Origin of the sequence: Serratia sp. X3, assembly GCF_014982455.1 — a bacterium.
Lineage (GTDB): Bacteria > Pseudomonadota > Gammaproteobacteria > Enterobacterales > Enterobacteriaceae > Serratia > Serratia ureilytica.
The window spans coordinates 667295-679842 of record NZ_JADCNB010000002.1 but is presented as its reverse complement, the minus strand read 5'-3'; the positions used below and the strand labels follow the sequence as shown (position 1 = coordinate 679842).

The window sequence follows — 12548 nt, the reverse complement described above, 5'->3', positions numbered from 1 at the left end:
GAATCCATATTCATAGAGGGTGCTGTATGTGCATTGATGTTGTCGTTCCCGTTTTTAATCAGCTGGAGAAAACAATTCTTTTTGTTAATTCATTAGATAATCAAGTTAGCAATAGACTTATTATTGTCGATAACGGTAGCGATGAAGATACGCGGAATTATCTTGGCGGTTTGGATGCGACGTTGATTACTAATGCCATTAATTTTGGCTATACCAAAGGAATGAATCAAGGTTTATTGCAGGTGAAAAACGAGTATGTGCTTTTTGCCAATAACGATGTGATCTTACCTGCCAATGTGCTACAGCGCCTGCTCGCGCATTTAGAAAATTATGACATTGTCGCCCCGTTAACGAATAAAGCCTCCGGAACCCCTGAGGCCGTTACGCCATTGCTTATTGAGTTCGATTCTCGGACTGGCGACATCGAGCCATTTTCCGAAGCGCTCTACGAAAAAAACAAAATGCGTTCGATGCCAATCCCCAGCGCCTATGGTCACTGTTTATTGATGAAGCGAGATGTGCTCGAAAAGGTGGGGCTGCTGGATGAGTCTTTCGAATCAGGCTACCACACCGATGACGATTTTTGCCGTCGAGCGATTGATATGAATTTGAAAATAGGTCTGGCGCTTGACTGTTTTGTTTTCCATTTTTGTCATTCCACATTCCGTTCTTTAGGTATTGATTCTAAGGATGAAATTGAAAAATCAACGCGCCTCTTCAAGGATAAGTTCAAATGATATTTATCGAAGGGTTGCCGTGCGCGGGGAAAAGCTTATTGGTTAATGCGCTGGCGGCGCAGGGGACGAGCGTCTGTTTTGAGCTGGGGAAGGTGTTGAGTAGGGCGGATTTTCCAGGCAACGGTCTTTCTGTGGCAGAGGTTGAAAAAATCAACGAGTGGTTTATCGCTAAGGAATGTGAACGCATGCGGGGAAAGGCACATTACTTTGATCGTTCATATTTCACCCATCTTTGTTACGCCTATGCCTACGGAAGATTTATGTCGCTCGATATTTTTCCAGCAACGGTGAAAAAATATGCAGAAAAAATCTCTGATGGCGGTTTACCCCTGCCGTGGGGGATTGTTTATGTCGATATAGAAAGCAAAGAGTCGATTGCCAGACAAGAAAACAAGATAGCCACGCGCGTTTCTCGTGGCCTGCCGGCATTCTGGCGAAACGAACAGTTTTTGAATGACACATGCGATGCCTATCAAAATCTGTTTTCTTCTTGTTTTGACATTCCTGTTCTTTCTATAGATGCGAGGCTTAGTACGCAGGCGAAATTGAATCAGTTGAATGAGTGGATGTCAGGCGTGGTGGCGCGGCATGGCGCAGCCATTGATTGCAATGCGTTTATAGAAAAAAGCCTCAGGGATGAAACCAGATGATGATGGTCTATTATTTTTCTTTTGCTCTGATCTTTCTCTTTTTGGTTGTTAATGTGTCACAGTATATCAATATCAGTAAGAGTCAGAGATTTATTAGAAAAGAGATACAGGTTACGTTAACGGGCGAGAGACGAAATCGTCTGATTGTTTTAATTCCGGTTATGGATGAGCATAAAATAATTAATGATACGATTATGTATTTTAATCGTATTCTTTCATCTCATCCAGACAGTCTTTTAGTCTTTGTGACAACCCAAAAAGAAGGCCGCGCGGAGAAGAATAAAACCTATCAGAAAATATTGCCTTATTTATCTGAGAAAACGTTAATCATTCATTATCCCTTCCTTTCGGGAAATAAGGCTCATCAGATCAACTATGCGGTTGAACGGTTGGGACGTATGCAGAAAATGGGTGGGGGGCCAACCTACTATGGCGTGTTTGATGCAGATTCTCGGCCGGATCCTCGAGGACTTGATTATGTTGCTCAGAGTCTCGAGGAAGCAAACGTGTATCAAATGCTGCCGGTGTATTCGACCAATTTTGATGAGCTTTCTCTTTTTGGCAAAGCGTCCGCCATTTTTCAAACGCGCTGGATGATGAGCTACGAGTTGCCGACTCTGTTGAAAAATTACCAGATGCAAAAGGCGACTCACTTATCTTATTGCATTGGTCATGGCTTATTCATACGGCAGCAGTATTTTGAGGAGAATCTCTTTCCGGTTGAAACCGTTACGGAAGATCTTCTGTTCGGTTATCGGGCGGTTATGCACAGTGTATACGCCAAGCCTGTGCCTTATTTTGACTATTGCTCCTCCGTGAGCCGATTTTCTGCCGGCGTGCGGCAGTCAGCGCGTTGGCACGCAGGGGATCTTTCCTCGTTGATGTTGCTGATGGGAGAGAAAAGCAGCGGCAGCGCGAATCGTTTTCGTTGCTTGAAAATGAAGCGTATGTTCACCATGTTACAGTGGCCTCTGGGGCCGGTTTTCACGATCGCCGTATTGTGTGTTCTGCTCGCATTGCAATGCTGGCCGGGTGTTATGGCTCTGTTGATCCTTATCGGCAGCTATGTATTCCTATTGCACTCCCCGGTAATTAAATATTTTTTTCCCCGTCGAAGGGATCTGCCTTCACTTTATGGCGCGCTTTTGGTAAAGAGCGCTGCGAATTGCCTTGGGGCGCTTTATAGTTATTTTCTTAGATTGAATCCGAAAGTGGATTTATGGTTTAAAACCCCTCGTTAAAAGTTTGACTGCGTGAATTTCTGCTTTTTAACAGGTCTGTTTTCGGAATTTTTACGGTGCGGATATGGAATATAAGAAAGACGGTTCTGGCGATGTGACCCTGACGGCGATATTTTTATTTGTTTTCAAACAATGGGCAGAGCACCCTTGGCGAATGATGCTTGTTGTCATTCTGGCGCTGTCTTCTGCGCTGAGCGATATATTGGTTCCGGTATTTGCCGCCGATTTTGTCAACGTTCTGACGGAGGGAGGGAGCCCATTCCTGTCTTTTTTTATGATGATGGGGCTGGGAGCCGCTGGCGCTCTGCTGCGTCAATGCCTGAACTTAAATATTGCTTCATTGACGTTGACGATGATGAGCCTGGCCGGTGCGCGTGCTTTTAAACAAATACAATCCTTGACGGCAGATTGGCACGCCAATGGGTTTGCCGGCTCGACCGTGCGGCAAATTACCCGTGGGATGTGGGCTTTGGTGGCGTTTAATGAAACTCTGCTGGCAGGCCTGTTGCCTATCGGGGCCATGCTGATCGGTAGCACGGTGTCCGTGTGGCTGCACTGGCCAATGGCCGGCGGCGTTTTCGGCATCGGAGGGGTATTGTTCAGTATCGTGGCCGTGTTGTTGACCGTTCTGTATGTTGCGCCCGCAGCCCGTACTGGCAATGCATGGGATAGCCGCATTGGCGGAGCTTTAGCCGACGCACTGAGCTGCAATTCGGTCGTAAAAGCTTTCGGCGCGGAAGTTCGGGAAGAAGAGCGGCTGGCTCGGATCCTGGCCGCCTGGCGTCGTCATACCTCATGGGCCTGGATGCGCAGCAATGTTAATGGCGGCGTGCAGGAAATAATGCTGGTTGCACTGCAAACTCTGGTATTGGGGGTGCTGCTGTTGCTCTGGCGGCGTGGGGTAATCAACGTCGGTGATATCACGTTTATGTTAACGACGTTATTTATGCTGCAGGGGTACCTGCGCCGCATCGGAAGCAATTTCCGCCATCTCCAGCGAGCGATGAATGAATTGGAAGCGATGGTGGCGTTTAAACGCATTCCCGCCGAAGGGCGCGCGGATGACAAGGGAAATGCGGTGACGATCAGCCGCGGCGAAATTTGTTTTTCTGATGTCGACTTCAGCTACAGCGGCTCTGGCGTTCCACGGCTTTATCAGAAGATGAATGTCATTATCAACGCCGGGGAACGGGTTGGGCTGGTGGGCTATTCCGGTTCGGGAAAATCAACGTTCGTCAGGCTGATTCAGCGTCTTTATGAGGTTCAAGGCGGAAAGATCACCATTGATGGGCAAGATATCACTCGAATGCAGCTTGCCTCCCTGCGCCGCCAAATCGCGACGGTTCCACAAGAGCCCCTGTTGTTCCATCGTTCTCTGGCCGAAAACATCGCTTACGCCAAACCTGACGCAACGCAGGACGAGATAGAGCGGGCAGCGAAATTGGCTGGGATCCACACGTTGATCGGCCGATTGCCGGAAGGATACGACACGCTGGTGGGGGAGCGGGGCGTCAAGCTGTCAGGGGGGGAGCGTCAACGCGTGGCGATCGCGCGCGCTTTTTTAGTGGATATGCCGATATTGATTCTCGATGAGGCGACTTCCAGCCTGGACAATGAAAGCGAAGCGCACATTCAACGCTCGATGAATGAGTTGATGAAAAACCGAACGACACTGGTGATAGCGCATCGGCTGTCTACATTGCGTCGAATGGATAGGATCCTCGTTTTTAGCCATGGGCGCATTGTAGAGCAAGGATCACATGATGAGCTTATTGCAATCGAGAGTGGCGTGTATAGGAAATTATTTGAGCGACAGCAGATGACGGAGAAAAATACGCAATCCTCAAGCTAATCTCATGCTGGTGAATAATATTATATTCCCAGGTTCTAGTTTCAATCAATAATAGGCATTTTTATGAGAGCGGTAACCACATGCAGTGAAATAGAAAGCGGATTGACGGTAACTCAGTTCGAATACCAGCAATTAAAACGCTTGGCGCTGGCGATAATGGATAAGGTTTCAACGTCATGGCCTGTCGTTTTTATCGGCGTGGGACGTTCCCCGACGCCATTGATGGCATTTCTCGAGTGTTATCTAGGAAAGGCGTTTGTGATTAACTTGCCGCTGAGTGGCTTTCGTCATAATTACCTCGGGGAGAATGTTTCTCTGCTAAGAGAACCGTTGACCGATGATCAGAACAAAGCACTACTGCTTCACTTTCAACGCTTTATTCCAATTGAAAAGGTGCGCAATAGTCACGTGGTCGTGATCGACTTTATCGACTCTGGGGCTTCTTTAGTGGCTGCCACCCATTATATCCGGCATTATCTTCGCCGATACGACGATACCGAGAACATTAGTGCGGTATCGCTGCGAGCTACGGCGCTGCCTGAATGTTTTCGTTCTGCCATGCAGACGTTGGAACTGGACTATGCAGATTTCCCTATTCACGCCCATACTGAAGCGTGCTCTGAAAAACATTTTAAGTTAGGCCGCGGTAATTATTATGACGCTATCTCAGCGGTAAAAGGGGCATTTAAAATATCGGAAGGTCACCTCACGGAGATGTTGGTCGAGAATCATGTGGCGTATCGGGACTATATGCGGCAACTTGCCGATAAATAGCAAGGCCTGCCATCTCAATCATGCGATTCATCGTGATAATTGGTTTATCCAGGCATATGGAACCGCAGGTCAAACCTATTATTTAGACAGTTTTCTCATCAAGCCCTCTCAGGGGATTTCCCTTTACCCGCCAGAGAAAATTACTGACGATTACTTTTCCCAGCGTCGATTGGGGTTATCGCAGTTCCAAACGTATCCGCATCACGATAATATCTATTGGGGAAATCCGGAGTACCTTTCTGGCAGTGGCTGGAGCATTTCGGTAGCGGCAGGCGATAAAGCGGGCGGTCTGATAGGTTATGCCATAAGATTGGATGACCTGTTGTCCTATGGGCATGCGGTGACAGATTTTGACGTCAATATTTGGCTGGATCGCAACCAACAGCCATTACCTTTTTTTCGAGGAAAACTCCCGGCGGAAGAAGAAGAGCGCATTGTCAACGCGCTGCAAACAATACAATTGCGTGACGGTTGGCAACGGATCCCGGGTTACCGGGTATTGCGCATTCAGCTCAAAGGCCCCGGCTGGCAGCAAGTGGTTCTTTATCCCGATCGCGGCATATTGGAAGAGGCAGTTGAACAGGCAAAAACGCAGTTGCCTTTTGCATTGGGCATTTTGTTATTGATAACGTTGGCGCTCTTTTGGATGCTGCGCCGTTATTTGGCACAGCCGTTGTGGCAATTCGTTGACGTTATTTGCCAAACCAGCGCCGAGAATTTTTATCCTCGTCTTCTCGAGCACCGGCGAGATGAATTGGGGCAAATCGCCATCGCTTATAATCGGCTGCTGGACAAGTTGAATCAGCAATACGCGACTCTGGAAAAAAAGGTGGTGGAAAGAACGCGTGCGCTGAAAGAGGCGAAACGTAAGGCTGAGTTGGCGAATAAAAGAAAAAGCCGTCATTTAACCGCAATCAGCCATGAATTGCGCACACCGCTCAATGGAACTTTAGGGGCGCTGGAACTGTTGAGAACCGGGGATATGGATCAACAACAGCAGTGGCTTGCAGATAGCGCACATCAGTGCACGCTGTCTTTAATTGAGATTATTAATCAGTTGCTCGATTTTTCTCGCATTGAAGCGGGGCAAATAGAACTGCAATCCGCCCCCTGCCAACTTCTACCGCTACTCGATCAGGCGATGATGACGATACAGGGGGCTGCTCAGAGCAAAGGGTTGGTGCTGTCGGTCCATTTGGCGGCCAATGTGCCGCACCATCTTTGTCTGGATGCGCTGAGAGTGCGGCAAATTCTGGTGAATTTGCTCGGTAACGCCTGCAAGTTCACCGACCATGGCCATATTGCCATGCAGGTAGAACGCGTCGGCAAGACGCTGGTTTTCAACGTGGAAGATAGCGGCCGCGGTGTCTCTGAGGAACATCTCGCCTCCATATTCATGCCTTTTTACCAGGCGCAGACGCATGCTCAGGGGACAGGGTTAGGGCTTACGATCGCCGCCACGCTTGCCAAAATGATGGGAGGCCGGTTGGACTTCAGCAGCATTTTAGGCCGTGGCAGCCGTGTGGCGTTCCATATGCCGCTGGGGCAGTTCAGCGAGCCCGAGCCGCTGTGCGGCGTTGTTGGCGCTCCGGCGGCGCTGCATCCCCAATTGCTGTCTTGGGGGATATCGTGCCTGACACAAGATCCTGCCGAAGGGGGGCTCAATACCGATCTGGCATTTTTGCCGGGGCGTCTGCATGACGCGGTGAAATGCCTATTGACCGGCAGCGCTCCGCAAAGCCGGAACCTGCTCCCCCTTCAACCCTGGCGTCTGCGCGTGTTGTTGGTGGACGATACGGCCACTAACCGCGACATCATCAGCGTCATACTTGCAAGCCTGGGGCAAGAGGTTCATCAAGCTGAAAACGCCACGCAAGCGTTGCAATTAGGTCGTGAACATCGCTTTGACGTGGTGTTGATGGATCTGCAGATGCCGGACTGCGATGGGCTGACGTTGGCGCGGTTATGGCGGGATGATGCGCAGGTGCAGGACGGCGGTTGCATGATTGTGGCTTTGTCGGCGCATACCGGCGCGGAGGAGAAAGGGCGCGCCATTCGGGCTGGGATGAACGACTACCTGGCAAAACCGGTTACGCTCAGCCAGCTTTCGCAACTGCTTGAACTGGTTGCCGAATATCAAATAAGTCGCGATATTAGCATTATAAATCAATTAGATACCGGAAGACCCATATTGGCGATGGACGACGGGCCGATAGGCGCCACCGTCGTTTGCGAATTACGCAGACTTCTGGTGGAAGCTGAGCAAACCTGTGGCCGAATGACGGATTTTGCGAAAACGTTGCACACGATCAAAGGGATATGCGGCCAAGCTGGGTTGACGCAGGCTACGCAGTTGATCGTTGAATTGGAGCGTCAAATCCTTGCGAAGGAGACGCCGCAGCAAGAACGATTGGTATCTCTGCTCCGATTGATTCGCACTCAACTGAACATTGATTGAAAACCCATAAAAATAGACGGGTACTGGGCCTATTATGAACGCTTATCGTGTGTTGATCGTTGACGATCATCAGTTGATTATTCATGGTGTGCGCACGCTGCTTTCGGCGTATCCACGTTATCAGATAGTTGGATATATCGAAAATGGTCTGTCGGTATATGCGGCCTGCAATGAGTTTATGCCGGACATCGTGGTTCTGGACTTGGGGTTGCCGGGGCTGGGGGGACTGGAGGTCATCGAACAACTTTGCCAGCGCTGGCCAAGGCTGCGCATATTGGTGCTTACGGCAGTGCAGGACGAAATAACGGCCAGCCGGGCGATACGCGCCGGGGCCATGGGATATGTGTTAAAGACCAGTTCTCAAATGGTGTTGCTGAGCGCGATTACCCACGTGGTAGCCCGCAAGTGTTATTTGGATCCTGATTTGGATCCCCTCCTCATTGCTCAATTAAGCAATGAGGAGGGCAGCGGCGCTTTGCTTACGCGAAGAGAACGTCAGGTGTTGCAACTTATCAGCGAAGGTAATGCAAATCGCAATATTGCGGAATTGCTGAATATCAGCATCAAAACAGTCGAAACTCATCGTCTTAACACCATGCGTAAACTCAATGCACACAAGGTAACTGAATTGTTGCAGTCGGCCCGGCGATTGGGGCTGCTGAACGCTGTGTAGGGAAGGGGAGAGGGGAGGCATCTCCCTGGAAAATCGGAATGCTACCTGTCACTGTCTGCGAGCGCTTTCCTCTGCGTCGCGATCGCATTTCGCGCGAAAAACCAGTGACAGATCAACCGTAATCCCCCAATATGGATTTTCCATCAAGATGATTACGCGGGTGCCAGTCTATGCTGAAAGTGAATGAGTATTTTGCCGGAAAAGTGAAGTCTATCGGTTTTGACAGTAGCAGCATCGGTCTTACCAGCGTGGGCGTGATGGAAGAGGGCGAATACACCTTCTCCACCGCGCAGCCGGAAGAAATGACGGTGATCACCGGGGCGCTGAAGGTGCTGCTGCCGGGCGCGCCGGACTGGCAGGTGTTTACGCCGGGCGAGAAATTCTTCGTGCCGGGGCACAGCGAGTTCAACCTGCAGGTGGCCGACGCAACCGCCTATCTGTGCCGCTACCTGAGCAAATAAGGTTGCTCGTTAGGGGAATGCAGGGCTCAGCGAACGCTGGGCCCTGGTCGTTTCTGAGGCGGGATTAACGCTGGGCTTCGCCGCCGAGCGCTTCGATGGTGTTTTTGATCAACGCCGCCAGCTCGCTGGTCATCAGGATAAAGTCGGCGTCAAAGCGCTGGGCGAAGTCGTCGCGATCGATGTCGTCGTTCTGCTCGCGCAGCGTGTCGGCAAACTTCAGACGTTTTAATGAACCGTCGTCCGACAGCATCAGCTGAATGCGCTCCTGCCAATCCACCGCCAGCTTGGTCACCAGTTTGCCGGCTTCGATGTGCACCGCGATTTCGTCGCTGATCAGATTCTGTTTTTTGCAGCGAATCACGCCGCCTTCTTCCAGAATCGCTTTCAATTCCGCTTCATCCTGAATGGCGAAGCCGGCCGGCATCTCGCCGGAACGCACCCATTCGGTCAGCGTCAGTTCGATCGGGCTTTCCATCGTCAGCGGCACCACCGGCAGCGAACCGAGGCTTTTGCGCAGCAGCGCCAGCGTATCTTCGGCGCGTTTGGCGCTGGCGGCATCGACCATGATCAGATCGTTGACGGTGTCGATCCACATGAAAGTCTGGTTGAAGCGGCTGAATGCGCGCGGCAGCAGGCTGTGCAGCACTTCATCCTTCAGCGCGTCCTTCTCGGTTTTCTTCAGTTTGCGGTGTTGTTCCGCCTCCAGGCGCTCAATCTTGGCCTGCAGCTCTTGCTTGATGACCGGCGACGGCAGGATTTTCTCTTCCTTGCGCGCGCAGATGACGATTTGGCCGTTGACCGCGTGCGTCAATGCATCGCTGTGCGAACCCATCGGGGAGACCCAGCCGGTCTTCGCCATGTCCTGGCTGCCGCACGGCGTGAAGGCGAACGCGCTGAGTTGTTTTTCCATTTCATCCGCGTTTAGCGCCACTTCGCGGCTCAAACGGTAAACCATCAAATTCTTAAACCACAGCATAATGTTATCCCAGGCTGGGCGTGCGTTCGGCACGCTGATTCGTCAAAAGCAGGGCGGCATGATAACGAATTGACGCTGAAAAATCGCCCCATTATCTCTGAATTGCGTCGCTTTACGCAGCGAGAAAGGACGGGACGGAGGGTGGGAAACAGGTGATTCATTCGCGCGCTTACATTAGGCTGTGGCAAGGCTGCGCGGCATCGAGGAGAAAAATACGTGCGCATTGGCATCGACTTGGGTGGAACGAAAATTGAAGTGATTGCGTTGGCGGACGACGGGCGGGAGCGGTTTCGCCATCGTATCGCCACGCCGCGCCATGACTACCGGCAAACTTTGGCGGCGATCGCCGGGCTGGTGAAACTGGCCGAGGATCATACCGGCGAACGGGGATCGGTCGGGATCGGCATTCCCGGCACGCTGTCGCCGTTTACCGGGCGGGTGAAAAACGCCAACTCGGTGTGGCTCAACGGCCAACCGCTGGACGAGGATCTGTCGGCGCTGCTGACGCGAGAGGTGCGCATCGCCAACGACGCCAACTGTCTGGCGGTGTCGGAAGCCACTGACGGCGCCGGCGCCGGCGCGAAAACCGTGTTTGCGGTCATCATCGGCACCGGCTGCGGCGCCGGCGTGGCGCTGAACGGCCAGGCGCATGCCGGCGGCAACGGCATCGCCGGTGAATGGGGGCACAATCCGCTGCCGTGGCAGGATGACGATGAGCTGCGCTACGCCCGCGAAGTGCCGTGTTACTGCGGCAAGCCGGGTTGCATCGAAACCTTTGTTTCCGGCACCGGTTTCGCCACCGACTATGCGCGCCTGAGCGGCAATGCGCTGCAAGGGCATGAGATCATGGCGCTGAGCGAGCGGGGCGATGCGTTGGCGGAGCAGGCGATTGGCCGCTACGAAATGCGGCTGGCGAAATCGCTGGCGCACGTGATCAACATGCTGGATCCGGATGTGGTGGTGCTCGGTGGCGGCATGAGCAACGTGGATCGTCTGTATCGCACGGTGCCGCAACTGGTGAAAGGCTGGGTGTTCGGCGGCGAGTGTGAAACGCCGATCCGCAAGGCCGTTCACGGCGACTCCAGCGGCGTGCGCGGCGCGGCCTGGCTGTGGCCGCAACAGCAGGGCTAAGCGTTGCAACAAAGCGCGAGGCTGCTCGCGCTTTAAACCCTTCACTGTACAAAAACTGGACGGCGCTTTATGCTTTAGCTAACTTAGCTAAGGAGGACGCGTATGCCGATTCAGGCCAATATGCACGAAGCCAAATCCAATCTGAGCCAGTTGGCGGACAGAGCCGCGGAGGGAGAAACCGTGATTATTGCAAAAGCAGGGAAGCCGTACGTACAGCTGGTCGCCATCAAGGGGGAAGCGCGCCGCCCTGGCGCCGCCAAGGGCAGGTTCACCGTGCCGGCGGATTTCAACGCCGGAGATGCGGCCATTGCGGCGTTGTTTGAGGGCGATGAATGAAGCGCCTGTTGCTGGATACTCACGCGTTGCTGTGGTGGCTGATCGACGACGCCTGCCTGGGCGTGAACGCCAAAAGGCAGATCGCCGATCCGGGCAATGCGGTGTACGTTAGCGCGGCCAGCATTTGGGAGATCTCGATCAAGCAGGCGCTGGGCAAACTGGCGCTGCCGGAAGACATCTTTGCGATCATCGAGGCCGAGGATTTTCTGTCGTTGCCGATGGACGCCTTTCACTGCCAACAGGCCGGGCAGCTGCCGCCCCATCATCAAGATCCTTTCGATCGCATGCTGATCGCACAGGCGCAGGCCGAGGGGCTGACGCTGATTTCCGCCGACGCGGTGTTTCCGCAGTACGGCGTGCGGGTGGCGGACGCCCGCCGTTAAGCCGGCTTTTCCTCGCTTTCGCTGCGCACCCGTTCGATATGAATGGTCAGAAACATCATCTCTTCCGTGGTGAGCTGATGCTGATAGTGCTTTTCGATGTGGCGGTTGATCTTGCCGGCGCAGGCGAATGACTCGCGGTACTTCTCTTTCACCACCTGATACAGCGAGTCGTCGTCGCTGTCGACGTAGTTTTTCCCCAGCAGCCGTTGGGCGAAGAATTTCAAGTGGGTGACGAACCGGTGGTAGCTCAGGGATTCCTCGTTGTAATCAAAGCGGAAATGGTATTTGACCAGGTTGAGGATCTCTTGCATCACGCGGGTAATGTGCAGCGTGTTGTGCATCTCGTCGTTAAGCTGGGCGTTGACCAGGTGCAGGGCGATAAATCCGGCTTCGTCCTCCGGCAACGCGGTATCCAGCCGCTGTGCGATCAGGGTCAGCGCCTCCAGCCCGACGGCGAATTCGGCGGGATAGAGTTTTTTAATCTCCCATAGCAACGCATTTTTGATATCCAGCCCTTGCGCATGGCGCTGCAGGGCAAAGTGGATGTGATCGGTCAGCGTGATGTAGACGATGTTATGCAGCTTGCCCGGCAGGCGTTCGCGGGCGAGAGTAATAATCCTGTCGGCAGTGGTGACGCAGGCCAGCGGGATCTCGGCGAGCAGCTCTTTATAGCGCTCGGCGATTTCTCCGCCGTTATGGGTGAAGACCTTTTCGATCAGGCTTTCGTCCAGCGTATCGCCGGGCTTCTTTTTAAAGCCGATTCCTTTTCCCATCACCACCGTCTCTGCCTGACGGTCGTCCAGCGTAATCACCACGTTATTATTGAGTATTTTAGCGATTTTCATGGTTTTTCCCGGTGTTTCAGCATCCTGAAAA

General features: G+C 52.6%; 13 protein-coding genes. 11 read left to right on the top strand and 2 right to left on the bottom strand.

What is annotated here, in order from left to right; all coding sequences use genetic code 11:
- Window positions 1–26 precede the first annotated feature (26 nt).
- From IMX17_RS13605 to ppnP, 8 genes are all read left to right on the top strand, one after another.
- Window positions 27–737 (top strand): glycosyltransferase family 2 protein, encoded by a 711-nt coding sequence (locus tag IMX17_RS13605; protein ID WP_046897555.1) that lies wholly within the window; start codon window positions 27–29, stop codon window positions 735–737.
- The gene (locus tag IMX17_RS13600; protein ID WP_046897554.1) at window positions 734–1387 is read left to right on the top strand and encodes an AAA family ATPase; all 654 of its coding nucleotides are present in this window, start codon (window positions 734–736) and stop codon (window positions 1385–1387) included. Before IMX17_RS13605 ends, IMX17_RS13600 begins: the two co-directional genes overlap by 4 nt.
- Entirely contained in the window at window positions 1384–2628 is a 1245-nt protein-coding gene (locus IMX17_RS13595) for a glycosyltransferase family 2 protein (protein WP_046897553.1), read from the top strand. Before IMX17_RS13600 ends, IMX17_RS13595 begins: the two co-directional genes overlap by 4 nt.
- A 64-nt stretch (window positions 2629–2692) precedes the next feature.
- A complete protein-coding gene (locus IMX17_RS13590; RefSeq protein ID WP_046897552.1) occupies window positions 2693–4480 on the top strand; it encodes an ABC transporter ATP-binding protein in 1788 nt (595 codons plus the stop codon).
- A gap of 63 nt (window positions 4481–4543) precedes the next feature.
- Complete coding sequence (locus tag IMX17_RS13585) at window positions 4544–5254, top strand: hypothetical protein (RefSeq protein WP_193549840.1); 711 nt, start codon at window positions 4544–4546, stop codon at window positions 5252–5254.
- The gene (locus IMX17_RS13580; protein ID WP_193549839.1) at window positions 5211–7712 is read left to right on the top strand and encodes a two component system sensor kinase; all 2502 of its coding nucleotides are present in this window, start codon (window positions 5211–5213) and stop codon (window positions 7710–7712) included. The genes IMX17_RS13585 and IMX17_RS13580 overlap by 44 nt, the downstream gene beginning before the upstream one ends.
- A 34-nt stretch (window positions 7713–7746) precedes the next feature.
- Entirely contained in the window at window positions 7747–8385 is a 639-nt protein-coding gene (locus IMX17_RS13575) for a two component system response regulator (protein ID WP_046897548.1), read from the top strand.
- A gap of 170 nt (window positions 8386–8555) precedes the next feature.
- On the top strand, window positions 8556–8846 hold the full coding sequence (gene ppnP / locus IMX17_RS13570; protein ID WP_004940463.1) for a pyrimidine/purine nucleoside phosphorylase: 291 nt from the start codon (window positions 8556–8558) through the stop codon (window positions 8844–8846).
- A 64-nt stretch (window positions 8847–8910) separates the two neighbouring features.
- Here ppnP and rdgC read toward each other — a convergent pair whose 3' ends face one another.
- The gene (gene rdgC, locus IMX17_RS13565) at window positions 8911–9822 is read right to left on the bottom strand and encodes a recombination-associated protein RdgC (RefSeq protein WP_004940461.1); all 912 of its coding nucleotides are present in this window, start codon (window positions 9820–9822) and stop codon (window positions 8911–8913) included.
- 216 nt (window positions 9823–10038) lie between these two features.
- Between rdgC and mak the strand changes: the two genes are divergently transcribed.
- The 3 genes from mak (at window position 10039) to IMX17_RS13550 (ending at window position 11672) form a co-directional block, all read left to right on the top strand.
- The gene (gene mak / locus IMX17_RS13560; protein WP_046897546.1) at window positions 10039–10953 is read left to right on the top strand and encodes a fructokinase; all 915 of its coding nucleotides are present in this window, start codon (window positions 10039–10041) and stop codon (window positions 10951–10953) included.
- Window positions 10954–11055: 102 nt separating this feature from the next.
- On the top strand, window positions 11056–11289 hold the full coding sequence (locus IMX17_RS13555; protein WP_004940455.1) for a type II toxin-antitoxin system Phd/YefM family antitoxin: 234 nt from the start codon (window positions 11056–11058) through the stop codon (window positions 11287–11289).
- Window positions 11286–11672, top strand: coding sequence for a type II toxin-antitoxin system VapC family toxin (locus IMX17_RS13550; protein ID WP_033651066.1), 387 nt, complete (start codon window positions 11286–11288; stop codon window positions 11670–11672). Before IMX17_RS13555 ends, IMX17_RS13550 begins: the two co-directional genes overlap by 4 nt.
- Here IMX17_RS13550 and licT read toward each other — a convergent pair.
- Window positions 11669–12517: a BglG family transcription antiterminator LicT gene (gene licT, locus IMX17_RS13545; RefSeq protein WP_046897545.1), complete on the bottom strand. Its 849-nt coding sequence runs from the start codon at window positions 12515–12517 to the stop codon at window positions 11669–11671. The genes IMX17_RS13550 and licT overlap by 4 nt on opposite strands.
- Between the last annotated feature and the right edge of the window lie 31 nt (window positions 12518–12548).

Excerpts from the sequence above, each read along its gene's own strand:
- IMX17_RS13605 (WP_046897555.1), top strand. The coding sequence starts at position 27 with ATGTGCATTGATGTTGTCGTTCCCGTTTTTAATCAGCTGGAGAAAACA.
- IMX17_RS13600 (WP_046897554.1), top strand. The coding sequence starts at position 734 with ATGATATTTATCGAAGGGTTGCCGTGCGCGGGGAAAAGCTTATTGGTT.
- IMX17_RS13595 (WP_046897553.1), top strand. The coding sequence starts at position 1,384 with ATGATGATGGTCTATTATTTTTCTTTTGCTCTGATCTTTCTCTTTTTG.
- IMX17_RS13590 (WP_046897552.1), top strand. The coding sequence starts at position 2,693 with ATGGAATATAAGAAAGACGGTTCTGGCGATGTGACCCTGACGGCGATA.
- IMX17_RS13585 (WP_193549840.1), top strand. The coding sequence starts at position 4,544 with ATGAGAGCGGTAACCACATGCAGTGAAATAGAAAGCGGATTGACGGTA.
- IMX17_RS13580 (WP_193549839.1), top strand. The coding sequence starts at position 5,211 with ATGTGGCGTATCGGGACTATATGCGGCAACTTGCCGATAAATAGCAAG.
- IMX17_RS13575 (WP_046897548.1), top strand. The coding sequence starts at position 7,747 with ATGAACGCTTATCGTGTGTTGATCGTTGACGATCATCAGTTGATTATT.
- ppnP (WP_004940463.1), top strand. The coding sequence starts at position 8,556 with ATGCTGAAAGTGAATGAGTATTTTGCCGGAAAAGTGAAGTCTATCGGT.
- rdgC (WP_004940461.1), bottom strand. The coding sequence starts at position 9,822 with ATGCTGTGGTTTAAGAATTTGATGGTTTACCGTTTGAGCCGCGAAGTG.
- IMX17_RS13555 (WP_004940455.1), top strand. The coding sequence starts at position 11,056 with ATGCCGATTCAGGCCAATATGCACGAAGCCAAATCCAATCTGAGCCAG.
- IMX17_RS13550 (WP_033651066.1), top strand. The coding sequence starts at position 11,286 with ATGAAGCGCCTGTTGCTGGATACTCACGCGTTGCTGTGGTGGCTGATC.
- licT (WP_046897545.1), bottom strand. The coding sequence starts at position 12,517 with ATGAAAATCGCTAAAATACTCAATAATAACGTGGTGATTACGCTGGAC.